This window comes from Sabulicella glaciei, from assembly GCF_026183895.1.
Lineage (GTDB): Bacteria > Pseudomonadota > Alphaproteobacteria > Acetobacterales > Acetobacteraceae > Roseococcus > Roseococcus glaciei.
In genome coordinates this window covers 1-23,491 of record NZ_JAPFQI010000035.1, presented here as the reverse complement: position 1 = coordinate 23,491, position 23,491 = coordinate 1, and the positions used below count along the sequence as shown (strand labels likewise).

The window sequence follows — 23,491 nt, the reverse complement described above, 5'->3', positions numbered from 1 at the left end:
CTCACGTAGCTGAACAAGCTCTCCGTCCGCTCGTCTGTCCCGCGCATCGCTCGTCCCCCTGCCTGACCAGAAGGAATCACAGCCAAGACACCAACGCGACCGTTTTTCAGCAGCCTGCTAGGGCGCGTGACGGACCTGGCCTCTGCTTGTGCGCAGGAGGAAGTCCGCTCGGTTCCCATCGCGCAATTCGGCCTGCAGCGGCCCCACCTTTCCGGCAGGGCCTGACCCCAGTTTCAGGTGTTGTTGGTCAGCACCGGCAGGCAGATGTGACACTCAAGGCCTTCAGGGTGAAAGAACAGCTTCACCGTGCCGTCGAGCTTCTGCGCCAGCCCACGCTCCAGCAGGCGCGTCCCAAAGCCTTGAAGGCTGGGCGGGGTGACGGGCGGGCCGCCGCGCTCGCGCCACGTGATCTCGACCAGCCGCTTGCTCTTGCCGGACCGGCGCAAGCTCCACGACACCTCGACGCGGCCGTCTGGCCCGGACAAGGCGCCGTATTTCGACGCGTTGGTTGCCAGCTCGTGGAAGGCCAGGTTGAGCACCTCCACCGCCTCTGCCGCCACCCAGACCGGCGTGCCGCCCGCCTGGACACGGCCCGACCCGCTGTAGGGCGAGAGGGCGCGTCGCGCGACCTCGGTCAGGGCGGCGCCTTGCCATCCACCATGCGTCAGCATGTCATGCGCGGCCGCCAGCGCCGTCAGCCTCTCCTCCAGCGCGCTTTGGATCGCCAGGGGGACGTCCCTATGCCGCAGGGTCTGAGCGGCGATCGCCTGCACCGTGGCAAGGACGTTCTTCATGCGGTGGCCCATCTCGGCCAGCATCAGCGCCCGGCGCTCCTCCTCGGCCCGGGTCGCGGTCCTGTCCCGGAAGATGGAGACGAAGCCCTCCGGCTGCCCGTCCTCCTTCAGCATCGGCATGGTGAGCCCGCTCGCCCAGAAGCGACTACCGTCGCGCCGGAGATGCCAGCGCTCGTTCGGCGCGTGGCCCTCGTTCATGGCGCGGCACAGCTCCTTCACGAAAGCGCCCTCGGCGCGGTCCTCGGCCGGAAAGAACACCTCGCCCGAGCGGCCCAGGATCTCGCCGTGCTCGTAGCCGAGGATCACATGGGCGCCCTCGTTCCAACCCGTGATCCGCCCTTCGAGGTCGAGGGAGACGATGGCATACATCGCCACGCTGTCGAGCAGGTGGTGAAGGCGCTCCGCCTCGGCGCGCAGCGCGCGGTTCTCGTCCTCGAGCTCCCGGACGCGCCCCTCCGCCCGGGCAGGAACCGATGCCTTGCCTGTCATGTCCGGACCGCTGGCCGCGGGTGACGCGTGGTCTTGGGGAAGATCCGACTTGCCGCCAACGCGGCCTGGTTCGCCGGCTAGCGGGCATGCCATGGGTGTGACTTCGGTGCAGTGGAAAGCAGCCCCTACAGGCGCGGGGCACGGCGCGCTGTCCGATTTCATACGGGTCGTGCAAAGAAGTGGCGCAGGCGACGTGGCACCCCCCGGCTGGCGCTCCTGTGGGAGCGCCACCGGACCAGGACGCTGCCGGTTGTTTCCGCATACGCCAGCCACCATATGTCCTGCTTCGCCCGCCGAATTCCTCCGGCGCGGGCGGCCGAGAGAGAAGAGTGCTCCCGCCGACACCTGTCGCCCGGGAGGCCCCCTTGGCCCATCCGCATTCTTCCCTTTCCTCGCCCCAGAACCGTCTGCTCGCCGCCTTGCCAAAGGAGGAGCTGGCCCGGCTTTGGCCCCAGTTGGAGCCCATCCAGGTCGAGGTGAAGCAGGTTCTGATCGTGCCTGACCAGCCGATCACAACGGTCCATTTTCCGGAAGCCGGCTGGGTTTCGATGCTGGCTCCGCTGGAGGACGGCAAGGCGGCCGAGGTCGGCTTGGTGGGGGCCGAGGGCATGGTCGGATTGCCGCTGCTGCTCGGCAGCGACCGCAGCACCCTCGAGGCCATGGTGCAGGCGTCGGGCACGCTGCTGCGGATGGGCGCGACCGCCTTTCGCCACGCGCTGGAGGAGTGCCCGACCCTGCGGTCGCTTCTGCTGCGCTACACCCTCGCGTTCCAGCAGCAGGTCAGCCAGACCGCCGCCTGCAACGGCAACCACGCCCTGGACCAGCGCTTGGCGCGCTGGCTGCTGATGGCGCATGACCGGGCGGAAGGCGACGAGTTCCCGATGACGCACGAGTTCCTGGCGATGATGCTGTGCGTCCACCGCCCCGGCGTCACCGTGGCCGCGCGGCTGTTTCAGCAGGCGGGGCTGATCCGCTACGGCCAGGGCCAGATGGTGGTCACCGACCGCGAGGGTCTCGAGGCCGCCGCCTGCGAATGCTACGCCACCGTCCGCCACCATTTCGAGCAGCTGCTCGGGACCACCAGAGGCTAGCGTCGTCGCTCAACGTCACCTTTCCCGTGCGGCGCAGCGGTCCGAAGGTGCCCATCCTTGCGGCCGCCGGACGGAACATAGCTGCGTCGCGGCTCTGCGACCGAGGGCGACGGCGCCCCGCCAAGCCTATGCCTGGCGAGGACCGGACCCTGGGGGCGCAGGGGATAAACAGCCGGCCTGGGACGAGGAGCGTCCGCTTGCGGCCCATCTCGGCCAGTCGCATCCGCGACGGCGACAAGTTCAGGCCAGGTCCGTAACGCGGCTCCAGGTCACAGGCCCAGCAGGTCGAGCGTGCGCTCCACCACGCGCGCCTCGGTGAAGCGGTCGAGGGCGCGAAGGCGGCCCGCCTCGCCCATCGCGCGGCGCTCCACCGGATCGGCGGCGAGGCGCGCAAGGGCGGCTTCCAGCCGCGCCGTGTCGCGCGGCGGCACCAGCAGCCCCGTCCCCCCGTCGCGCACCAGCTCGCGGCAGCCCTTGATGTCGGTCGTGACGATGGGCAGGCCGGACAGCATCGCCTCGATCACGCTCATCGGCAGTCCCTCGAAATGCGAGGGCAGGCAGAAGATGTCGGCGGCCTGGAGGAAGCGCGCCACGTCGTGGCGGTAGCCGAGCCGGCGCAGCCGCGCACCCATCGCCGCCTCCGCCCGCCGGAAATGCGGCGCCATGTCCTCGCCGTGGTCGGAGGCGAGGCGCTCGCCGATCGTCCAGAGATGCAGGCCGGGCACGGCGGCGGCCGCTTCCAGCAGTTCCGGCCAGCCCTTGTGGCGGACAAGGCGCGACACGGCGAGGACGACGCAATCCGCTTCGCCCACTCCCAGCTCGGCCCGCAACGCGGCGCGCGTCGCGGCATCGGGATGGAACAGGGCGGGGTCACGGCCATTGCCCGTCGCGGTGGCGTTGCGGTGGATGAGGAGGCGGCGCGCATCCCGCGCCTCCTCCTCGCTCACCGTCAGGAAGGTGTCGGAAAGGCGCCCGCCCAGCCACTCCATCCCCAGCGACAGGCCGCGCCGCCACAGCGGGCCGGGCTGGTTGAACAGGAAGCCATGGCTCGTATAGGCGACGCGCGGGACGCCGAGCGACCGCGCCGCGACCCGCGCCAGCAGACCCGAGATCGGCATGTGCGCGTGGACGAGGTCGAAGCGCTCTGCCGCCATCACCGCGCGCAGCTCCCGCAGGGCGCGCCATTGCGCGCGCGGGTCGAGGGAGCGGGCCAGGGGCGGCGTGAGGATGCGGAACCCCTCCGCGCGCGGGAGGTCCAGCAGCGGGCCCTCGGCGCAGATCCCCACCACCTCGTGCCCGCGCGCGCGGGCGCCGCGCATCAGCGGCAGGAGGAAGTGCCGCAGGGAGAAATCGACGTTCGTGACCTGCGCGACCTTCATCGCGCGCAGCCAGCGCCGTCCCGAAAAGCAGCAGCACCGCCGTCGGAGGACCCGGCCGCAACGCGGCCGGCGCCTCCAGGCCACCCGCTGCCCCGGCGCACCCGCGGCGCGGCGAAGCCAAGCCGCCGGAGGCGGCGCCCGGCGCCCGAGGGCAGGAAGACGGCCATTACCCGGGTTCTGAAGGAACCCGGGTAATGGCCCACTGGACGGATTCGCTCTCGCTCTCGGCGGTCAGCACGACCTGCTGGGCGCGACGCATCTCGCCGGCCATGGAGACGCTGTCCTCCAGCACCACGCGGGCGCCGCGGGCGCGCAGGCGCCAGCCCTGGCCGCCGGGCAGGCGCATCAGCACGCCGCCCTCCTCCTCCTGCAAGGTGGCGGTCACGGACGGGTGCAGGTGGAAGCGCACCACGGAGGCGACGCCGGCGCCGGGGAAGGGCTCCAGCATGTCCTCGCCGCGCAGGTCGTCGCCGCTCTCGCTCAGGTAGAGGCGGCGGCGATGCACCACGCCATGGGTGCGGCGGTAGCCGTCATGGCTCGCTTCCAGCCATTGCGCGCCGCTCGCCTCCTGGCGTTCGATCTCCACGCGCTCGGGGCGGCGGTTCAGCCCTTCCTCGCGCAGCTCGGCGCTGTTGGTGTCGGCGAGGGTCAGGGTGGAATGGGCGGCGGTGGCGCGCATCGCGTCGCGCCAAGCGGGATCGGCCGCCGGCACCGCGCCGCAATTCACGATCAGCTTGTCCCGGCCCACCGACATCTCGAAGGACAGCGTGCCGGCATGGGCGAGGCGGTCGGCCCCGCGCGGCAGGCCGGTCGCCGGGTCGGCCGGGCGGGGCGGCGGCGGCGCGCCGCAATCGGCGATCACCAGCGTCCGCCCGGAGGCGAGGCGGTGGAACCCCGTCTCCTCCAGCAGCATGGGGGCGCGGCCGCGCGCCTGGCCCTGGGCCAGCACCACGTCCACCGTGGCCGGCGGCTCTTCCCGCGTGGCGTTGAACAGGGCCAGCGTGCCGTCGCCGTGGCGGAACAGGCGCAGCGCCTGGCCCGCGCGTTCCAGCGTCGTGGAAAGCTGCGGCGGCACGGCGACGCTGCACCCGGTCAGCATGTTGCGGATCTCGATCAGGTCCTGCAGCGCCAGGAACTGCACGGCGGGCGAGCGTTCGACATGGCCGCCATCCGGGTGGAACTGCCGCTCCAGCTCGCCGGGCAGGAAGCGCAGGGCGCGGAGGAGCCAGCCCTCCTCCTCCAGCGCGATGGAGACGGCCACCGTGCCCTTCAGCGCCAGCAGCGCGCCGCGATGCGCGGCCTCCTCCGGCAGGGCGGCGGCGAGGTTGCGGCCGTCCAGCGCCAGGCGCTGCATCAGCGCGCGGCGGAACCCGTCCTCCGCCGTCTCCGCGAAGAAATCCCAGTGGCCGAGCCAGGCGCAGACGCGGGCCCCGGCCACTTCCGGCGCCTCGGCCAGGGCCTCGCGCGCGCCGCGGGCCAGCCAGTCCTCGGCCAGGTCGCGCGCGGCGACGCGGGCGGCATCGGTGCCGAGCATCCGCAGGTCGCGCAGCCAGGTGTAGCCATGCAAGGCGGCGCGCCAGCGCACCGGCCCGCGCGAGGCGTCCCAGCCGCCGAGGGCGCGCGCCGTGCCCGCCACCTCCAGCTCGCCGCGCAGGATGCGCGCGCCGCGCTGCGCGTCGCCGGGCCACAGGTCGCGGAAGGCGCGGGCCGGGTTGTCCGGAACCCGCACGGGCTTCAGCCGCGACAGGACGCGGCGGGCGTTGCGGAACATGTCGCTCATGCTCAGGCGCTCTCCCTGAGGGTGGCGATGGCCTCGGCGTAGTCCGGCGTCCCGAACACGGCGGTGCCGGCCACCAGCACGTCGGCCCCCGCCTCCCGGCACAGCGGCGCCGTTTCGCGCGTGACGCCGCCATCCACCTGCAGGGCGATGTCGCGCCCCGACTCGGCGATCATCCGCCGCAGCGTGGCGATCTTCTGAAGCTGGGAGCGGAGGAATGACTGCCCGCCGAAGCCGGGATTGACCGTCATCACGAGGATGAGATCCGTGAGGTCGAGGACATGGGCCACGCTTTCCACCGGCGTGGCCGGGTTCAGCACCACGCCGGGGCGGCAGCCCAGGGCGCGGATGGTTTGCAGGGAGCGATGCAGGTGCGGCCCCGCCTCCGGATGGAGGGAGATCCACTCCGCGCCCGCCTCGGCGAAGGCGGCGAGGAAGGGGTCGGCCGGGGCGATCATCAGGTGCACGTCGAAGGGCATCGTCGCCATCGGGCGCAGCGCCTTCACCAGCGCCGGGCCGAAGGAGATGTTGGGGACGAAGTGCCCGTCCATGATGTCAAGGTGCAGCCAGTCGGCGCCCGCCCGCTCCACCGCGCGCACTTCCTCGCCCAGGCGGGTCCAGTCGGCGGCCAACAAGGAAGGGGCGATGCGGGTGGGGTTCATGCCGTCCAGTTTGCGCGGGAAGGCGGCAGGAGCCGCATGCGTGACCCCTACCCCAAGCCGAGGGGATTGAAAACTCTCCCGCAGGCGTGCGGAAGCCGGGTGAGCCGCGCGCCCAGCCCCAGCAGCCCGGGCAGGAGCCGCGCCAGGGCCACGGCGGGCAACCCCATCCCGGCCAGGAGCAGGCGGGCGCGGCGCATCTGCCCGCCCACGTCGCGGCGGAGCGCCGCGTGGAAGGCCGGCGCTCCCTCCCCGATCATGGCGGCGGCGAGAAGCCCGGAATGCAGCGCGATCGCCATGCCGTCCCCGGTGAAGGAAGGGGTGACGGCGGCCTGGTCGCCCAGGCGGAACACCGCCTCGCCGGGCTCCGGCGCGTGCAGGTGGCCGTAGGGCACGCGCGCCACGGCCAGCGGCCTGGGCCAGAGCGGCACCGCCCCTTCCAGCCGGGACGCGAGCAGGGAACCGGGCGGGGCGGGTACGAGGAGGTCGCCGCCCTCCTGCAGCCAGCACAGATTGGCCGTGCCGCCTTCCACCAGCTGCAGCCCGGCATAGCCGTCCGACAGCAGGTGAAGCTCCACATGGCCGTCCAGCGCCCGCGCCTGATCGGGGCGGAGTGCGAAATGCAGCTTTCCGCCGAGCATGGGCCGCCCGGGCTGGCGCTTCCAGCCGCGCAGCCCATGCTTGCCGGTGGCGAGCAGGGCGCGCTCCGCCGACAGGGTCTCGCCGCCTTCCAGCCGCGCCTCGCCCGCGGGAGAAAGGCCGCGCACGCGGGCGCCGCGCCGGATCGTGGCACCGGCGGAAGCGGCGGCGTCCAACAGCGCTGCGTCCATGCGGCGCCGCGACAGGCCGAAGGCGCGGAAGGGCAGCGCCCCCGCCGCGTCAGTGCGCCCGGCGGCGAGGCGCACCCGCTCCACCGGCGCCCCGCCCAGCGCGGCGGGCGGCAGGCCGAGGCTGGACAGCGCCTCCACCGCCTCGGCGGACAGGAACTCGCCGCAAACGGCGTGGCGGGGCGCCGCCTCGCGCTCCAGGATCGTGACGCGGCGCCCCAGCCGCGCCAGGGCGAGGGCGGCGGCGGCACCGGATGGGCCGCCGCCCACCACCAGCACCTCAGGCCGCATGGGTGCCGACGCCCCAGCGGAAGGGGAAATGCCAGGTGATCTCCGCCTCCACCCGCGCGCGGTCCAGCAGGGACTGCCATTCCGGCCGCGTCAGGGCACGGCGCACGGAAACGGGGCCGTCATGCCGCACCAGGCGGTTCACCCCCGGCCAGCGAAAGGCGAGGCGCAGGAAATGCTCGGGCAGCCAGTGGCGATGAAGGTCGTTCACGAACCAGCCGAGCCGCGCCATCGACTGCATCCGCCGCAGCAGGGCGATGATCGCCTCGTCCTCCAGGTGATGGGCGAAAAGGGCGCTGATCACCGCGTCGGGCCGCTCGGGCGGGGTCCAGGTCATGGCATCCGCCGTCACCCACTGGATGGGCAGGCCCGGCGGGGTGGCCTCGGCGGCGGCGCGGGCGGCCATGGGGTTGAGGTCGAGCCCGACCAGATGCGCCTCGATGCCGCGCCGCGCCGCCCAGGCGGCGATCCGGCGCAGCATGTCGCCGCCGCCGGAGCCGAGGTCGAGCACGGACAGGCTGCGCCTTTCCCCCGCCAGCCGCGCCAGCCAGCGCAGCGTCGGGCGGTGGCCGAGCGACAAGCCGTTGATCGCGTCGAGCTGGTGCAGGCAGTCGCGGAACTCCGCATAGGACAGGGCTTCCCCGTCCATCAGCTCGGCTTCGCGGGAACGCAGGCTCACGCCGCCTCGCGGAACAGGAGGCTTTCCACCCCCACGCCGGGACCGAAGCCGAGGCCGACGCCGCGCCGCCCCTGCCCCGCCTCCTCCATCATGCGGGCCAGCACGAACATCACCGTCGCGGAGGACATGTTGCCGAAATCGTGCAGCACCACGCGCGAGGCGGCGAGGGAGGCGTCGCGCAGCCCCAGCGAAAGCTGCACCGCGTCCAGGATGGAACGCCCGCCCGGATGCACCGCCCAGAGCGGGAACTCCTCCTGCCGCGCCTGGCCCAGCAGCGCGGCGAGATGGTCCGGCAGATGCGACAGGATGGTGCCCGGCACCTGGCCGGACAGTCCCATGTCGAACCCATCGTCGCCGATGTGCCAGGTGATGAGGTCCATGGAATCCGGCAGCGTCACCTGGCTGAACCGCTCCAGCTCCAGCCCACGGGGCTCCGCGCTGACGAGGCTGGCGGAGCAGCCGTCGCTGAACAGCATGAAGCACAGGGCCTGGGCGAGGCTGTCGGTTTCCTGGAAGTGCAGCGTGCAGAGCTCCAGGTTCAGCACCAGCACGCGCGAGGCGGGCTCGGAGCGGACGATGTGGCGCGCCAGCTTCAGCGCGTGGAAGGCGGCGTTGCAGCCCATGAAGCCGAGGACGCTCCGCTCCACCTCCGGGTCCAGCCCGCACTGGGCGATCAGGCGCTGGTCCAGCCCCGGCGCCTCGAAGCCGGTGCAGGAAACGAGGAGGAGATGCGTCACCCCCTGCCGCCAGTCGCGGCCCAGACGCTCGCCCAGCGCTTCCAGCGCCGCCTCGGCCAGGGGCAGCGAGTCCTGGCGGTAGCGCGCCATGCGCTCGGCGGTCGTGGGGAAGCGGCCGGGGATGTAGAACCGGTCCGACAGCTCGCCGCGTAGAAAGGACCAGCGATGCGCGATGCCGGAGCGTTCCGCCATGCGGACGAAAAGCTGGCGCTCGCGCTCCGTCCGCAGGAGGGTCGGGGCATGCGCCAGGAAGCGCTCGTGCACGTCATGCGGGGGCGTGGCCGTGCCGATCGCGTTCAGGAAGACAGGGGGCATGGGAGGGTGAACGTGGCCGCGCCTGGGGCGTTGGCGACGGATGATTCCGCGCGACCCTTCCCTCGAGAGCGGCCTGGCCGTCCTGCGCGAGGGCTATGACTTCATCCCCTCGCGGAGCCGCCGCTTCGGCTCCGACATCTTCGCGGCCCGCGTGATGGGGCGGGAGGTCACCTGCCTGACGGGGGCCGAGGCGGCCGCGCAATTCTACGTGCCCCGGCGCTTCACCCGGCAGGGGGCCCTGCCCGCCCCCACCTTCTCGCTGATCCAGGATTTCGGCAGCGTCATGGCGCTGGACGGCGAGGATCACCGCCACCGCAAGGCGCTGCTGCTGTCCATCCTGGCGCCCGAGGCGCTGGGCCGCCTCCCCGGCCTGACCGAGCACCACTGGCGCCGCGCCGCCGCCCGGTGGGCGGAGAAGGGCGAGGTTTCGCTCTTCGACGCGTCGCACGAGCCGCTGACGGCCGCCATCACCGAATGGGCCGGGCTTGCCCTGACGCCGGAGGAGGTGCGCCAGCGGGCGCGCGAGTTCCGCGACATGGTGGAGGGCACCGGCTCGATCGGGCCGCGCAACTGGTGGGGCCACTGGCAGCGCCGCCGCACCGAGCGCTGGGCGCGCGGCACGATCGAGGGCATCCGCGAGGGCCGCCTCGGCGTGCCCCTCGGCAGTGCCGCCGCTTCGATCGCCGCGCATCGCGACCGGGAAGGGCGGCTGCTGGACGTCGTCACGGCCGGGGTGGAGCTGATCAACATCCTGCGTCCCACTGTCGCCAATGCCCGCTGGGCCATGTTCATCGCCATGGCGCTGCACGAGCACCCCGAATGGCAGGCGCGGCTGGCCGAGGAGGAATGGGTGGACCCCTTCGTGCAGGAGGTGCGGCGCCTCTACCCCTTCATCCCCTTCATGGGCGGCATCGTGCGCCAGCCCTTCCGCTGGCGCGACCACGATTTCCGCGAGGGCGACTGGGTGCTGCTGGACCTGTTCGGCACCGGGCGCGACCCGGCGGCCTGGGAGGCGCCGGAGGAGTTCCGCCCGGAGCGCTGGCGCGGCGCGGACTGGGTGACGCGGCCCGGCTTCGTCCCGCATGGCGGCGGCGAGCACGCCATGACGCATCGCTGCCCCGGCGAATGGGTGACGGTGGAGCAGATGAAGGTCATCGCCCGCCTCCTGGCGCGCGACATGCGCTGGGACGTCCCGCCGCAGGACCTTTCCCTCCCGCCCGGAAGGATGCCGGCCCTGCCCCGGTCGCGCTTCCGCATCCGGGTGCGGTCATGAGCGACCCCTTCGGCCTCGCGCGCTTCGTCGCCGCGCAGGAGGGCGTGCTGGACCGGGCACGAGCGGAATTGCGGGCGGGGGCCAAGCGCTCCCACTGGATGTGGTTCGTGTTTCCGCAGCTTCGCCGCCTGGGCCGCAGCGAGATGGCGCATCGCTTCGGCATCGCCTCGGCCGAGGAGGCGCGGGCCTATCTGGCGCATCCCGTGCTGGGGCCGCGGCTGCTGGATTGCAAGGCGCTGGCCCTGGCGTCGCCGGCCGCTTCCGCCCTCGCGCTGTTCGGCCCGCCCGACGACATGAAGTTCCGCTCCTGCATGACCCTCTTCGCGAGGGTGCGGCCCGGCCCGTCGCCCTTCAAGGAGGCGCTGGCGCGGTTCTTCGAGGGCGAGCCCGATCCGCGCACCCTGGCGCTGCTGGACGGCGCCGCTAGCCCGGCTGGGGGACGAGGTTGAAGAAGCGGCATTGCAGCCCCTCGCCCAGGAGGTGGAACACCGCCCCGCCGCGCGCGGCGACGCGCAGCCCGGCAGGGGTGCCGCCCGCGCCGGGCGACAGGAACTCGGCGGTGGCGACCAGCCCGACCTCGTAGTCGCCCAGGACGGGCGCCGCGCAGCGCACGTAGCACTCCACCTGCCCCGGGCAGGCGTAGCGCGACGGCGCAGGCGGGGCGCCCTGCGGTGGCGACAGGGTGGGCTGGGCGAGGACGAGGCCGGGCCAGAAGGCCAGGGCGAGGATGGCGTTGCGCATCATGGACGTGCTCCCTCCGCGCCGATTCTCCCCATCCGCGCCCCCGCCGGCAAGCGCGATCAATCCACGGGCAGAAAGATGAACCCCACCGCCGCGACCAGGCACGCCATGGCGGCGAAATAGGTCCAGCGCAGCGGCTCCCCGAGCATCACCACGGAAAACACGGCGAAGACGGCAAGGGTGATCACCTCCTGCATCACCTTGAGCTGCTGTCCCGTCACCCCGCCCGCATAGCCGATCCGGTTGGCCGGCACGGCGAGGCAGTACTCGAAGAAGGCGATGCCCCAGGAGATCAGGATGGCGGCCAGGAGCGGCCAGGGCTTCCGGAGGTGCCAGTACCAGGCGACCGTCATCAGGACATTGGACCCGAGGAGCAAAAGGGCGGTGGAAAGCAGCGGCGGCATGGCCACACCCTGGCGCTTCCGGCCACATCCGTCACGATCCTATCTTGCGGCGCGGAATCTCCTCGCCGTACCCTATCCATGGTGGTGAATCGCGCTGTGTTCTCCCAAACCTTGTGGGTCGGGCGTCGTTTGGGAGAAGGAACAGCCGTTCGCGCCCGCCTCGCCGGGCTGGGCCGGGGGGCGTCATGAGGGGAGTGCCGCGCATGTCCGGACTGCTCGTGGAATCCACCGAACACCTCTCCAACCCGCTCGACGTGCTGGAGCAGATCGTCATCGCCAATGACTGGACCTTCGAGCGCCGCTCGGATGGCGAGATGGCGGCCGAGGCTCCCGGCCAGTGGTGCAACTACACGCTGTTCTTCTCCTGGGCGCCCGAGATCAGCGCCATGCATTTCTCCTGCGCCTTCGAGGCCAAGGTGCCGGAGGGTCGCCGCGCCCCGCTCTTCGAGCTGCTGGCCCGCGCCAACGAGAAGCTGTGGATCGGCCATTTCGGCCTGGAGAGCGAGGAAGGGACGCCGGTCTTCCGCCACTCCGTGCTCCTTCGCGGCGCCTCCGGCGCCTCGGCCGAATCGCTGGAGGACATGGTGGACATCGCCCTGACCGAGTGCGAGCGCTTCTTCCCTGCCTTCCAGTTCGTCCTTTGGGGTGGCAAGGCACCGACCGAGGCCCTGGACGCCGCCATGCTGGATTGCGTCGGGGAGGCCTGAACCCAGGGGCGCGGCTGCGCCCCTGAACCCTTCCCAAGCCGCCCATGCTCCGGAAACGGAAACATTGGGTGGTGCGGGAAACCTTGCAAAGCCTCCATATGTTGCTCTCCGTATCGGGACATGGAGGCAATGTTGCTGTGGCGCCGGGAACTGGCCCTCGCGGCATGGGCGGGGGCAGGGCTCTCCCGGGTCGCGATTGCGGCCACGCCCAGCGCGGATTTTGAAGCGCAGGCGCGTGCCTTGGCCGCGCGTCCGTTCGAGCCTCCCGATTCCGAACTTCCCGAAGCGCTGCGCCGGCTGGACTATGACGGATATCGCCGGCTGATCTTCACCGGCCGGGCACCGCGGCTGGGCGGCTTCCGCGTCATGCCATTCCATCGCGGCTACCTTTTCCCCACGCGCGTCGAGATCGCGCTGGAGCAGGGGGGCTCGTTCGGCGCGTGGCGATACGACCCGGCCGACTTCCAGCACGCCCCGCCGGAGCTTCCGGATATCGGCTTCGCGGGGTTCCGGCTCCTGGCCGAACTCAACGCACCGGGCCGGTGGGACGAGGTCGTGTCCTTTCTGGGCGCGTCCTATTTCCGCGCGCTGGGGCGTGGCCACGCCTATGGGATCTCGGCCCGCGCCGTCTCGGTCGGGCTGGGCGGCGAGGCGGAGGAATTCCCGCTCTTCCGTGCCTTCCGCATCCGCGGCGGCGCGGAGGAGGCACGGATGGAGGCGCTGCTGGACGGTCCCAGCCTTGCGGGGGCCTTTCGCATCGTCCTGCGCCCCGGCGAGGCGACGGTGACCGAGCTTCACGCCGTGCTGTTCCCGCGCCGCCGCCTGGACAGGCTGGGGCTGGCCGCCGCCTCCTCCATGTTCTGGTTCAGCGGCGCCTGGCCCGGCGACCCGCGCCCGGCCGTGCATGACAGCGACTTCCTGCTCTTCGAGACGGCATCGGGCGAGCGTGTCCTGCGAAAGCTGCACAACCCGGCCGCGCCGCGCCTGACCGACATCCCGCTCGCCTCGCCGCGCGGCTTCGGCCTCCTGCAGCGGCGGCGCGGCGCGTCGGCGTTCCACGATCCCGAGGCGCGCTACGGCGACCGTCCGTCGCTCTGGGCCGAGCCGCTCGGCGATTGGGGCGAGGGCACGCTGCGCCTCTTCGAGATGCCGGCGCGCGACGAGTACCACGACAACATCGCGCTCACCTGGCAGCCCGCCAACCCGCCCGGCCCGGGCGAGTCCTTTCGCGCCGCCTGGCGCTTCCATTGGGCCGACGACGCCCTGCCGCGCCCGGGTCTCGCCCGCATCACAGAGGTGTCGCGCGAGGGAGATGCGATGCGGCTGCGCTTCAGTGGCACGAGCCTCAATGACGCCATACCCGTGACCCAATTGGCGGAGATCATTCACTTCGAGGCAGCACCCGGCGAGGCGCTGCTGGCCCTGCGCCCGCGTGGCGCGGCACGGGCCTTCCTGGCGCGCGACGGGCGCGCCTTGTCCGAGACATGGTGGGAGGATCCCGCATGAACATGATGACCGCGCGTGGTGCGGCCCCACCGGAGGCGCCGCTGGCAATGCCAGCGCAGCGCTTCGACCAGGGCCGCCTGCGGGCGCATCCCGCCGCGCCTGGCCTCGCCGCGCGGCGCGCGGGCGTGCTGGGCGGCACGGCGGGGCTGACCGGTTTCGCGGGGTGGGAGATGGCGGGCGCGCTGGGCAGCGATGGCTGGCAGGCGCCCGACCTCCTGGCCCTGCCGGTCTTCCTCGTTCTGTTCGCGCGGCTGGCGCTGTCCGCCTGCTCCTTCGTGGCGGGAATGCTGCACCGTCCCTCGCCGGACCTGCCGGCCGGGCCGCTGCGCAGCCGCACCGCGCTGCTCTTCCCCATGCACAACGAGGAAACGGCGCGCGTCTTCGGCACGGCGGATGCGATGCGCGAGGCGCTGCTGGCGCGCGGCATCGCGGCGCATTTCGACATCTTCCTGCTCAGCGACAGCACCGACCCGGCGCGGCAGGCACGCGAGGCGGAGGCCGCGCGCCACCTGTCGCGCCTCCATGCCGGCGGGGTGTTCTATCGCCGCCGCACCGCCAATGCCGGGCGCAAGGCGGGCAACATCGCCGACTGGGTGCAGCGCCATGGCGGCGCCTACGAGCATTTCGTGATCCTGGACGCGGACAGCGTGATGGGCGCGGCGACGCTGCACCGTCTCGCCGCCGCGATGGAGGCGGATGCGCGCGCCGGGCTGATCCAGACCCTGCCGACGCTGGTGGGCGGCACCACGGTCTTCGCGCGGATGCAGCAATGGGCGGCGCGGACCCACGGGCCGGCCATCGCGCGCGGCCTCGCCGCCTGGCATGGCGAGGCGGGCAATTACTGGGGCCACAACGCCATCATCCGCACCCGCGCCTTCGCGGAAGCCGCCGGCCTGCCCACCCTGCCCGGCCGCAAGCCCTTCGGCGGCGAGATCATGAGCCACGACTTCGTGGAGGCCGCGCTGCTGCGCCGCGCCGGGTGGGGCGTCCACATCCGGCCCGACCTCGGTGGCTCGCACGAATCCGGGCCGCAGACGCTGGGCGACGCGGTGAAGCGCGACCGGCGCTGGTGCCAGGGCAACCTCCAGCACGCCGCCCTGCTCGGCGCCGCCGGGCTGCACAAGCTGTCGCGGCTGCACCTGCTGGACGGCATCCTGGCCTATGCCGCCTCGCCGCTCTGGCTACTGCTGCTGGGCTGCGCGGCGCTGCAGGCGGCGATGGGACTTGCTCAGGCCGGCCTGGGGCTGCTCGCGCTCACCATGGCGCTGCTGCTGCTGCCCAAGCTGCCGGGGCTGCGCGAGCCGGGCAGCGCGCTGCGCGAGTTCGGGCTGACCACGCTGCTCGCCCCGCTCGGCATGGTGACGCAGACGCGCCAGATCCTGGACATCCTGCGCGGCCGGGATTCAGGCTGGGCGGCGCAGGGACGGGAGGCGGAGATGCCATCCTGGCGGGAGGCGCTGCGGGAGCACGCGCCGCACATGATGGTCGGCGCCCTGCTGCTGCTTCCGGTCCTCGCCGCGCCGCAGGCCCTGCCCTGGCTGATCCCCGTGTCGCTGCCGCTGCTCGGCGCGCCCGGCCTCGCGCGACTCGTGGCGCGGGATTCCTTCGGCGCGCCGTTCCGCACGCCGGAGGAAGCCCACCCCTCGCCGCTGCTGTGCCGCGCCGCCATGCTGCGCCGCGCTTGGCAGCTCGAGTTGCAGGAGGCGCCGGCGCTGCGCCTGCCTGCCGCACGGCGCCCCCACCCCGCCGTGGCGGCCGAGCAGGAGCGGATCGCCGCCTGAGCCTCAGCCGAAGGGCAGGTGCAGCCCCGCCTCGCGCCAGGGCATGGCGGCGAGGCGGCCCGTCGTGCTCAGCGTGATGAAGGCGGTGCGGAGATCGGACCCGCCGAAGCAGATGTTGGTCGGCATGGGCTCGGGCATCGGCACCACGTCCAGGATCTCGCCGGCCGGGGAAACGGTGGTGATCTCGCCGCTCACCAGCGTTGCCACCACGATGTTGCCCTGCGCGGTGATGGCGAGACTGTCGAGGCGTCGGAAGCCGGGGAACTGGCACAGGAGGTGCCCGCCATGCGGGCTGGGCCAGGGCGCCTTGCGCAGCTTGCCCGGGCCGAGGATGTCGAAGCCCCAAAGGCGCCCCGTTTCCGTTTCCGCGACGTAGAGCGTCTCGCCCTCCGGGCTGATGCCGATTCCGTTGGCGCCGCCCGGTATGGGATGCGCCGCCTCCACGATCGCGCTGCCATCCAGCGCCGCCCAGTAGACGGCGCCATGGTCGCGGTCGCGCGCGCGCACCTTGCCGAGGTCGCTGAACCAGAACCCGCCCTTGCCGTCGAGCTGGAGGTCGTTCGGCCCCTTCAGCGTGTGGTCGCCGCAGCGGTCGTACAGGGTACGGACGCGTCCCGAAGCGATGTCGATCACCTCGATCCGCCCGCCCGAGTAGTCGGCGGATTGGCCGGTCGGGCGCAGGAAGCCCGGCTCCTCGTGCCAGGAGAAGCCGCCATTGTTGCAGAGGATGAGGGTGTTGTCCGGCCCGAGGGCGAGGCCGTTCGGCGCGCCCGTCACCTCGGCGATCGTGGACTTCGTGCCGTCCGGCGCGATCCGCGTGACGCGGCCCCCCCCGACCTCCACCAGGGCGATGCTGCCATCGGGCAGCGCGACCGGGCCTTCGGGGAAGCGCAGTCCCTCGGCCAGGATCCGCAATTCCTTGGTCGGCATTCCTTGTTCCCTCCCCCGTTTCGTTGCGCGGGAAGGATGCGACGCGGCGCGGTCGCTGGCTACCCGCTGCGAATTGCGGGCGGAGGCTTGCCAAGCCCGGCGTCCCGCCCTTCCCTCTCCGCACCCAACGAGCATCCCGGAGAACGTCCATGCCCACCCGTCTCGTGTCCTTTGAAGCCGGGGGCGCCGCGCGCGCCGGCGTCCTGCTGGGCGAAGAGGAGGTGCTCGACCTCGCGGCCGCCGGCCTGCCCTATGGCGACATGCAGTCGGTGGTGGAGGGCGGCGCGGAGGCGCTGGCGGCGATCCGCTCGGCGTTGAAGAACCCCGCCGCCGGAGCGCGGCGCAAGCTGTCCGACGCGAAGCTGCTGGCCCCGCTGCCGCGCCCGCGCCGCAACGTCTTCTGCGTCGGCCGCAACTACATGGACCACGTGGCGGAGGGCGACCGCACCCGCGGCGTCCAGAACAGCGAGCTGCCCAAGTTCCCGCAATTCTTCACCAAGGCGCCCGAATGCGTGATCGGCCCGGACGAGGCCATCCCGGACCACGGCGCCTCCGGCGTGACCAAGTGGCTGGACTACGAGGCGGAGCTGACCCTGGTCATCGGCCGCCCCGGGCGGGACATCCAGCCGGGCGACGCGCTGTCCCACGTCTTCGGCTGGACCTTGGCCAATGACGTGACCGGGCGCGACCTCCAGCGCCGCTACGGCCAGTGGTTCAAGGGCAAGTCGCTCGACCGCTCCTGCCCGATGGGGCCGTGGATCGTCCCGGCGGATGAGCTGGACGCCTCCGACCTCGCCATCCGCCTGACGGTGAACGGGGAGCAGCGGCAGTCGAGCCGCACCAGCAAGATGATCTTCGACGTGGGGCAGATCCTGCATCACCTGTCACTGGGCTTCACCCTGCTGCCGGGCGACGTGGTGATGACCGGCACGCCCGAGGGCGTCGGCTACGCCATGCAGCCGCCGCAGGTGCTGAAGGCGGGCGACGTGGTGGAGATCGAGGTGGAGGGCATCGGGCGCCTCCGGAACCCGGTGGCCTGAGCGTGACAGGACGCCGCGCCGCGCTGGGGCTCGGCCTCGCCGCCGGCGCGGCCTCGGGCGCCGCGGCCCAGGGCCGCCCCACGCTGCGCGAGGCGGCGCGGGGGCGCGGCCTCGTCTTCGGCACGGCGGTGCAAAGCCAGATGCTGGCCACCGATGCCGGGCTGCGCGCGCTTGCTCAGCGCGAGGCGGAGCTGTGGGTCCCGGCCTGGGAAGCGAAGTGGGGACCAGTCCAGCCCGAGGAGGGGCGGTTCGAGTTCGCGCCGCTGCGCGCCCTGCTCCAGCTCGCGCAGCCTTCCGGCCAGCGCCTGCGCGGCCATTGCCTGGTGTGGCACGAGGCCAATCCACCCTGGCTGGCGCCCGCCCTCGCGGAAGGACCCGCCCGCGCCCGCCGCGTGCTGGAGGAGCATTTCCGCGTCGTGCTCGGCACCACCGCCCCCGCGATGCGCGACTGGGACGTGGTGAACGAGTTCATCGCCAACCCGCCCGGCAGCGACAATCCCAGCGCTTCGCCCGGCGACCTGCGCGACACGCCCTGGCTGCGCGCCTTGGGGCCCGGCTACGTGGAGCTCGCCCTGCGGACGGCGCGTCAGCTGGACCGCACGCTGCGCCTGACGCTGAACGACTATGGCGTGGAGGCGGACACGCCGCCGGCCGCCGAGAAGCGCGCCCGGCTGCTGCGCCAAGTGCGCGGGCTGCTGGACCGCGGCGCGCCACTCGATGCCATCGGCATCCAGGCGCACCTGCAGATGCGCGAGCCCTTCCGGCCCGAGCCCTTCATTACCTTCTGCCAGGAATTGCGCAGCATGGGCCTGGCTGTGCTGGTGACCGAACTGGACATCCGCGAGCCGGACGTGCTGGCGCCGAACGTGCCGACGCGCGACCAGGCGGTGGCGGATTACATCGGGCGCTTTGTGAGTGCAGCGCTGGAAGGTGGGGTGCGGACGATCCTCACCTGGGGCCTCGCGGACCGCGAGTCCTGGCTGGTCTCGACGCCCTCCGTGGCGCGGGCCGATGGCGCGACGACGCGCGGCCTGCCCTTCGACGACGCGCTGCGGCCCAAGCCCTTCCGCGACGCGCTGCTGGACGCCTTCGCGCGCGTCTAGAGCAGGCGCGCCGGAACCCCTCCCACCCGCGCGCCCGGAGGCACGTCGGCGGCAACGGCGGCGCCGGCCGCGATCACCGCCCCCTCGCCCACTGACACGCCGGGCGCCACCACCGCCCCGGCCCCCACCAGCGCGCGGGCGCCGATGCGCGCGCCGCCGCAGATGACGGAGCCCGGCGCGAGGTGCGCCGCCTCGCCCAGCACCGAGTCGTGCTCGACGATCGCGCCGGTATTCACCAGGGCGAGGCGCCCGATCCGCGCACAGGCCCCCAGCACGGCGCGCGGCATGACCACGACGCCCTCCTCCAGCACGGCGCTGCGCGCGCGAATGGCGGAAGGGTGCAGCAGCACTGGCAGCGCGGCACGAAGGCGTGCGGCGGCGGCGAGGCGCGTGGCGTTGTCGCCCAGCGCCAGGAGCAGCGCGCCGCCATCGTGCGCCGTCTCGTCCCCCAGCACCGGCAGGCCGAGCATGTCCGGCAGGGGCGCGCGCGCATCCAGGAAGCCGCGCGGCGCGAAGCCCGCGTCGCGCGCCGCCTCGCACACCGCGCGCCCATGGCCGCCCGCGCCCAGGATCGTCACGCGCATCCCCTCAGCTTCCTTCCCAGCCTGTCCGGTGTAGTCTCGCCGCCATGCGCGACCTGGACCTCCTGCGCCTGGAACGGCGTGTCGGACTGATGCTGGCACCGCTGGCGGGCAAGCCCGGCGCGGCGGTGGGGGTGGCGCGCGACGGCGCGCTGCTGCTGCGCCGCTCCGGCGGCCTCGCCTCCGTCGAACACGACATCCCGATCGGGTCGGACACCGCCTTCCGCATCGCTTCCGTGTCCAAGCACGTCACCTGCGCCGCGCTGCTGCTGCTGGAGCGCGAGGGGCGGCTTTCCCTGGCGGACCCGGTGGGGAAGCACCGGCCGCACCTCCCCGAATCGCTGCGGAGCATCCGCCTGGACCTGCTGGCGCGCAACGCCTCGGGCGTGCGGGACATGTTCGACCTGCTGCGCCTCGGCGGGGCCGATTTGTCCTTGCCGGTGAGCGAGGCGGAGCTGGACGCCGCCATCGCCCGCGCGACGGGACTGAACTTCGCCCCCGGCTCGCGCTTCCTGTACAGCAACACCGGCTTCCGATGGCTGGGGCAGGTGGTGGAGCGCGTTTCGGGCGAGGCGCTGGCCGATTTCCTCCGCAAGCGCATCTTCGCACCGCTCGGCATGACGCGCACGGCGCATACGCCCGACCTGCTGGCGCCCGTGCCGGGGCTGGCGACGGGCTACCTCGCCGATGGGCGCCGCGCCCCGCACGGCCTGCCGCTGGGCGGCGAGGGCGGGCTTGCCTCCACCGTGGAGGATCTGGCGCTGTGGTCGCGCGGCCTCGCCCGCGGGGTGCTGGGCGAGGGGATGGAGGCGGCGCTTTCCGCCATGGCGCCCTTCACGGGCGGCGCCGCCAATCGCTACGCGCTGGGGCTGGAGAACGAGGCGTGGCGCGGCCTGGCACTGGTCGGGCATGGCGGGCTGTGGCCCGGCTACAAGTCGGCGCTGCTGCGCCTGCCCTCGCGCGCGCTGACGGTGATCGTGCTGGCGAATTCCGCCGCGCTGGACCCGGGGCGCATGGCCTTCGAGGTGATGGAGGCGGCGCTGGAGGGGGACGGCGCCCTCGCCCCCTCCCCCGAGGCGCCGCCGCGCGACGGGCTGGCCGGGCGCTGGGTCAGCGCGGAAGCCGGGCTGTCCCTCGACATCGCGGAGGACGGGACGGCGCGCATGCATGGCGTGCCCTTCGCCCTGCTGCCCGGCGAGGGCGGGCGCTGGGTGGCGCGGCGCGGCGCCTTTCCCTTCAGCATCCTGCCCCGGCGCGGCGAGGCGCTGGAGGTGGAGCTGGATGCCGGCACCGTGGCGCGGTTCGAGCGCGCGCCGGGCGGCACCCTGCCCGACCTGGACGGAAGCTGGCGCTCCCCCGAGCTGGGCGCGGAATGGCGCATCGAGGGCGAGGCCGTCGAGGTGTCCGGCCCGCTGCGAAGCGGGGCGCGATGGCGGCTGGAAGCGCTGGCGCCGGGCTTCCTGCGCCTGCACATGCCCTCCGTCCTGTTCGACGCCTGGGCCGACCTCATCCCCGATGCGGGGGGAGCCCGCCTCACCGTGAATAGCGGGCGGGTCCGGGGGCTGGTCATGGAGAAGGGCTGAACCGGCGCCTCAGACGGGTGGGTCCAGGCGCTCATAGACGAGGTGCAGGGCGCCCTTCGCCTTCTTTTCGCATCGTGTGAGCCGAAGCTTCATCTCGCCCGTGCCCGCCGGGAACAGCGGAATGCCGTCGCCCAGGATGATGGGGATCACCGCCATCTCGAGCACGTCGAGCCGGCCGATCGCGATCATGGACCGGATGAGCTGGCCACCGCCCTCGACCCAGACGCGGCGGTATCCCCGCGCCTCCAGCTCGGCGGCGACGGCGGCCGCGTCTCCGGATCGGAATTCCACGCCAGCGGGCAGCACGTCGTCCAGCGGCCGCGTCGTCAGCACGACCGTGGGCTTGCCGGGATAGGGCCAGTCGCCGAAGCCCCGGACCGCGTCATAGGTCCCGCGGCCCATCAGGATCGCATCGACCCCCGCGAAGAACGCGTCGAAGCCGAACTCCTCGGCCGGGAAATCCGCGGCCAGCCAGTCGTCCACCGACCCGTCGGGGCGAGCGATCTTGCCGTCCAGCGACACGGCGATGTGGCAATGCCAGAGGGTGCGGTCCACGAATCGCCTCGCCGTTGCTGCGCGGGGAGCCTAGCCGGAATCGCCGCGCAGGCCTTCACCGGGGGCGAGAGCGCGTCCGGCGCGGCGAGCCGCCGCCCGTGCCCTCGCCCCCGCTCCGCTTTCCGGAGCGGGCACGCGCGGAACCCGGTGGCTCAGCCCATCTGCTTCTGCAGCTTGGAGAGCGCCTCGCTGGCGGTCATCTGCAGCGTAAGCTTTCCGCCCTCCGTGGACTGCACGGCGGAAAGCGGCAGGGTGTGGTGGTGGCCCGCATGGTGCGGGTCGCTGTCCTTGGTCAGCTTGATGCGGTCGCCCTCGACCTTGTCGACGCGGCCGACCAGACCGCCATCGCTGCCCAGGATCTCCATGTGCTCGGTGATGCCGTGAATCATCGTCGTCTCCTCCTGCGGGAACCGGAGGGGAAACGCGGGTCCGGCGCTCAGGCTTCCAGGACGGGGGCCTCGGCGGGAGGCATGAGCAGGGTGGGCCGCGCCCCGTCCATCGTCGCCGCCGACGAAAGCGGCCAAAGGTGGTGCCGTCCGGCGGAGTCCCGGGCCAGCTTCGTGTGCCGGCGCTCCTGCCGGTTCACGTGGCCCAGCATCCGCGCCTCACCCCCAAGCATGGGGAGGGCCGGGTGGATGCGCGCGGCGAGCAGGGCCATGGGCGTTCCTTTCCTGGTGCCCGAAAGAAACGCCCGCGAATTCAAGAAGATGCCAGGGAATCCATTGCCGCCTGCACCCCGCCCTTGGCGTGCGGCACGCCCGCGAGGCTCAGCGCCATCTCGACGGCGCCGAGCGTGCCCAGGATCATCGGTTCGTTCAGGTCGCCGAGATGGCCGATGCGGAACACCTTGCCGCCCAGCTTGTTGAGGCCACCGCCGGTGGAAACGTTGAACCGCTCCAGCGCGATCTTGCGCACCTTCTCGGCATCGTGGCCCTCGGGCATCAGCACGGCGGTGACGCTGTCCGAGGCGCGTTCCGGGTTCTGGCAGAAAAGCTGCGGGCCGTTGTTGCCGGACCAGTGGTTCACGCAGGCACGCACCGCCTTCGCCAGGCGCGCGTGGCGGCTGAACACGTTGTCCAGCCCTTCCTCGTCCAGCATCAGGCGCAGCGCTTCCTGCAGCCCGTAGAACAGCGTGACCGGGACGGTGCCGACGAAGCTCTTCTGCCGGCGCGCCAGCATCTCCGTCCAGTCGAAATAGTGCCGGGGGTGCTTGGACGCGCGATGCGCTGCCATCGCCTTCTCCGACGCGCCGGTGAAGGAGAAGCCGGTGGGCAGCATCAGCCCCTTCTGCGAGCCGCCGACGCAGACATCCACGCCCCACTCATCCATGCGGAAATCGAAGCAGCCGAGCGAGGAGATGGTATCCGCCATCAGCAGCGCCGGGTGCTTCACCTCGTCCAGGATGGCGCGCACCTGCTCGACCGGCAGGCGCGTGCCGGCGGCCGTCTCGTTGTGGACGCAGCAAACCGCCTTGATGTCGTGCGAAGTGTCGGCGGCGAGCGCCTCGCGGATCCTCGCCATCTCGATGCCGCGGCGCCAGTCGGCCTCCAGCAGCGTCACACGCAGGCCGAGCGCCTTCGCCATCTTCGCCCAGGAATCGGAGAAGTGCCCCGTCTCCGGGATCAGCACGTGGTCGCCGGACGAAAGCGTGTTCACCAGCGACGCCTCCCAGGCGCCGTGGCCGGAGGCGGTGTACATGAACAGGTGCTGCTTCGTCTTCAGCACCTTCTTCAGCCCCTCCACGCAAGCGTCGTAGACGGCGAGGAAGGCCGGGTCGTTGAAGTCCATGCTGGCGCGCGCGGTGGCGAGCAGGACGGAGTCGGGGATGTTGGTCGGCCCCGGGTTCGCGAAGAACAAGCGCCCGCGCGCCACGGGGCGTGCGGGCTTCACCTGCGGCATTCCATCCATCGTTCGGCGTTCCTCTGGTCGCCGACAGTCAAGCGCGGAATGCCCGGGGCATCAACGCTCCAGCCGGACGCCGGTGCGCTGCACCACCTCCTGGTACTTGCGGACCTCCGATTGGAGGAACTCGCGCGTCGTCTCCGGCGTGTTGGGGCCGGTCCAGGCCGTCACGCCCGCCGTCAGCAGGCGCTCCGCCACCGGCGCCTCGCCCACCGAGGCCACCAGGGCGCGGTTAAAAGCGCCTAACAGAACTGGGTTCTGAGCGTTGGGGCTTCCATGGCGAAGCCTCTTGTTTCCGACGAGTTATGGGCGGCGGTGGCGCCGCTGTTGCCGCGTGAGCGACCCAAGCT

Annotated in this window: 25 protein-coding genes; 9 read left to right on the top strand and 16 right to left on the bottom strand. The window is 72.5% G+C overall.

Annotation, left to right across the window (positions count from 1 at the left end):
- Positions 1 to 233 precede the first annotated feature (233 nt).
- Positions 234 to 1,283, bottom strand: coding sequence for an HWE histidine kinase domain-containing protein (locus OF850_RS22625; protein WP_301592610.1), 1,050 nt, complete (start codon positions 1,281 to 1,283; stop codon positions 234 to 236).
- A 365-nt stretch (positions 1,284 to 1,648) separates the two neighbouring features.
- Here OF850_RS22625 and OF850_RS22620 point away from each other — a divergent pair, with 365 nt between their 5' ends.
- A complete protein-coding gene (locus OF850_RS22620; protein ID WP_301592608.1) occupies positions 1,649 to 2,374 on the top strand; it encodes a Crp/Fnr family transcriptional regulator in 726 nt (241 codons plus the stop codon).
- Between the two features lie 269 nt (positions 2,375 to 2,643).
- Here the strand turns inward: OF850_RS22620 and OF850_RS22615 are convergent, their stop codons facing one another.
- From OF850_RS22615 to OF850_RS22590, 6 genes are all read right to left on the bottom strand, one after another.
- On the bottom strand, positions 2,644 to 3,753 hold the full coding sequence (locus OF850_RS22615; protein WP_301592607.1) for a glycosyltransferase family 4 protein: 1,110 nt from the start codon (positions 3,751 to 3,753) through the stop codon (positions 2,644 to 2,646).
- Positions 3,754 to 3,919: 166 nt separating this feature from the next.
- The gene (locus tag OF850_RS22610) at positions 3,920 to 5,533 is read right to left on the bottom strand and encodes a heparinase II/III family protein (protein WP_301592605.1); all 1,614 of its coding nucleotides are present in this window, start codon (positions 5,531 to 5,533) and stop codon (positions 3,920 to 3,922) included.
- 2 nt (positions 5,534 to 5,535) lie between these two features.
- Positions 5,536 to 6,192, bottom strand: coding sequence for a ribulose-phosphate 3-epimerase (gene rpe / locus OF850_RS22605; RefSeq protein WP_301592604.1), 657 nt, complete (start codon positions 6,190 to 6,192; stop codon positions 5,536 to 5,538).
- Between the two features lie 47 nt (positions 6,193 to 6,239).
- Positions 6,240 to 7,307: an NAD(P)/FAD-dependent oxidoreductase gene (locus tag OF850_RS22600; RefSeq protein ID WP_301592602.1), complete on the bottom strand. Its 1,068-nt coding sequence runs from the start codon at positions 7,305 to 7,307 to the stop codon at positions 6,240 to 6,242.
- Positions 7,297 to 7,983 carry a methyltransferase domain-containing protein gene (locus OF850_RS22595; protein WP_301592600.1) on the bottom strand — a complete coding sequence of 229 codons (687 nt, stop codon included), beginning with the start codon at positions 7,981 to 7,983 and terminating at the stop codon, positions 7,297 to 7,299. The genes OF850_RS22600 and OF850_RS22595 overlap by 11 nt, the downstream gene beginning before the upstream one ends.
- The gene (locus OF850_RS22590) at positions 7,980 to 9,035 is read right to left on the bottom strand and encodes a type III polyketide synthase (RefSeq protein ID WP_301592598.1); all 1,056 of its coding nucleotides are present in this window, start codon (positions 9,033 to 9,035) and stop codon (positions 7,980 to 7,982) included. Before OF850_RS22590 ends, OF850_RS22595 begins: the two co-directional genes overlap by 4 nt.
- A 40-nt stretch (positions 9,036 to 9,075) precedes the next feature.
- Here OF850_RS22590 and OF850_RS22585 point away from each other — a divergent pair, with 40 nt between their 5' ends.
- Positions 9,076 to 10,308 (top strand): cytochrome P450, encoded by a 1,233-nt coding sequence (locus OF850_RS22585; protein WP_301592596.1) that lies wholly within the window; start codon positions 9,076 to 9,078, stop codon positions 10,306 to 10,308.
- Entirely contained in the window at positions 10,305 to 10,757 is a 453-nt protein-coding gene (locus OF850_RS22580) for a DUF1810 domain-containing protein (protein WP_301592594.1), read from the top strand. The genes OF850_RS22585 and OF850_RS22580 overlap by 4 nt, the downstream gene beginning before the upstream one ends.
- Here the strand turns inward: OF850_RS22580 and OF850_RS22575 are convergent.
- On the bottom strand, positions 10,732 to 11,052 hold the full coding sequence (locus tag OF850_RS22575) for a hypothetical protein (RefSeq protein WP_301592592.1): 321 nt from the start codon (positions 11,050 to 11,052) through the stop codon (positions 10,732 to 10,734). The genes OF850_RS22580 and OF850_RS22575 overlap by 26 nt on opposite strands.
- Before the next feature lie 56 nt (positions 11,053 to 11,108).
- A complete protein-coding gene (locus tag OF850_RS22570; protein WP_301592590.1) occupies positions 11,109 to 11,453 on the bottom strand; it encodes a DMT family protein in 345 nt (114 codons plus the stop codon).
- A gap of 203 nt (positions 11,454 to 11,656) precedes the next feature.
- On the opposite strand from OF850_RS22570, the gene OF850_RS22565 reads away from it, so the two are divergent.
- From OF850_RS22565 to mdoH, 3 genes are all read left to right on the top strand, one after another.
- Positions 11,657 to 12,160 (top strand): type III secretion system chaperone family protein, encoded by a 504-nt coding sequence (locus OF850_RS22565; RefSeq protein ID WP_301592588.1) that lies wholly within the window; start codon positions 11,657 to 11,659, stop codon positions 12,158 to 12,160.
- A 120-nt stretch (positions 12,161 to 12,280) separates the two neighbouring features.
- Entirely contained in the window at positions 12,281 to 13,666 is a 1,386-nt protein-coding gene (locus OF850_RS22560; protein WP_368044724.1) for a glucan biosynthesis protein, read from the top strand.
- A complete protein-coding gene (mdoH, locus tag OF850_RS22555; RefSeq protein WP_301592585.1) occupies positions 13,663 to 15,447 on the top strand; it encodes a glucans biosynthesis glucosyltransferase MdoH in 1,785 nt (594 codons plus the stop codon). The genes OF850_RS22560 and mdoH overlap by 4 nt, the downstream gene beginning before the upstream one ends.
- A 3-nt stretch (positions 15,448 to 15,450) precedes the next feature.
- Here the strand turns inward: mdoH and OF850_RS22550 are convergent, their stop codons facing one another.
- Positions 15,451 to 16,377 carry an SMP-30/gluconolactonase/LRE family protein gene (locus OF850_RS22550; protein ID WP_301592583.1) on the bottom strand — a complete coding sequence of 309 codons (927 nt, stop codon included), beginning with the start codon at positions 16,375 to 16,377 and terminating at the stop codon, positions 15,451 to 15,453.
- A gap of 149 nt (positions 16,378 to 16,526) precedes the next feature.
- On the opposite strand from OF850_RS22550, the gene OF850_RS22545 reads away from it, so the two are divergent.
- Positions 16,527 to 17,417, top strand: coding sequence for a fumarylacetoacetate hydrolase family protein (locus tag OF850_RS22545; RefSeq protein WP_301592582.1), 891 nt, complete (start codon positions 16,527 to 16,529; stop codon positions 17,415 to 17,417).
- Between the two features lie 2 nt (positions 17,418 to 17,419).
- Positions 17,420 to 18,520, top strand: coding sequence for an endo-1,4-beta-xylanase (locus OF850_RS22540; protein ID WP_301592581.1), 1,101 nt, complete (start codon positions 17,420 to 17,422; stop codon positions 18,518 to 18,520).
- Here the strand turns inward: OF850_RS22540 and OF850_RS22535 are convergent.
- Entirely contained in the window at positions 18,517 to 19,104 is a 588-nt protein-coding gene (locus OF850_RS22535; RefSeq protein ID WP_301592580.1) for a NeuD/PglB/VioB family sugar acetyltransferase, read from the bottom strand. The two genes, OF850_RS22540 and OF850_RS22535, sit on opposite strands and share 4 nt — an antisense overlap.
- Before the next feature lie 44 nt (positions 19,105 to 19,148).
- Here OF850_RS22535 and OF850_RS22530 point away from each other — a divergent pair, with 44 nt between their 5' ends.
- Complete coding sequence (locus OF850_RS22530) at positions 19,149 to 20,684, top strand: serine hydrolase domain-containing protein (RefSeq protein ID WP_301592577.1); 1,536 nt, start codon at positions 19,149 to 19,151, stop codon at positions 20,682 to 20,684.
- A 9-nt stretch (positions 20,685 to 20,693) separates the two neighbouring features.
- Here OF850_RS22530 and OF850_RS22525 read toward each other — a convergent pair whose 3' ends face one another.
- From OF850_RS22525 to OF850_RS22505, 5 genes are all read right to left on the bottom strand, one after another.
- Positions 20,694 to 21,239, bottom strand: a complete 546-nt coding sequence (locus OF850_RS22525) for a dihydrofolate reductase family protein (RefSeq protein ID WP_301592576.1) — start codon at positions 21,237 to 21,239, stop codon at positions 20,694 to 20,696.
- Positions 21,240 to 21,391: 152 nt separating this feature from the next.
- Entirely contained in the window at positions 21,392 to 21,628 is a 237-nt protein-coding gene (locus tag OF850_RS22520) for a DUF2171 domain-containing protein (RefSeq protein ID WP_301592575.1), read from the bottom strand.
- A 47-nt stretch (positions 21,629 to 21,675) separates the two neighbouring features.
- Positions 21,676 to 21,897 carry a hypothetical protein gene (locus OF850_RS22515; protein WP_301592573.1) on the bottom strand — a complete coding sequence of 74 codons (222 nt, stop codon included), beginning with the start codon at positions 21,895 to 21,897 and terminating at the stop codon, positions 21,676 to 21,678.
- Positions 21,898 to 21,938: 41 nt separating this feature from the next.
- A complete protein-coding gene (locus tag OF850_RS22510; protein ID WP_368044723.1) occupies positions 21,939 to 23,147 on the bottom strand; it encodes a pyridoxal-phosphate-dependent aminotransferase family protein in 1,209 nt (402 codons plus the stop codon).
- 51 nt (positions 23,148 to 23,198) lie between these two features.
- Complete coding sequence (locus tag OF850_RS22505; protein WP_301592571.1) at positions 23,199 to 23,354, bottom strand: hypothetical protein; 156 nt, start codon at positions 23,352 to 23,354, stop codon at positions 23,199 to 23,201.
- Positions 23,355 to 23,491 lie beyond the last annotated feature (137 nt).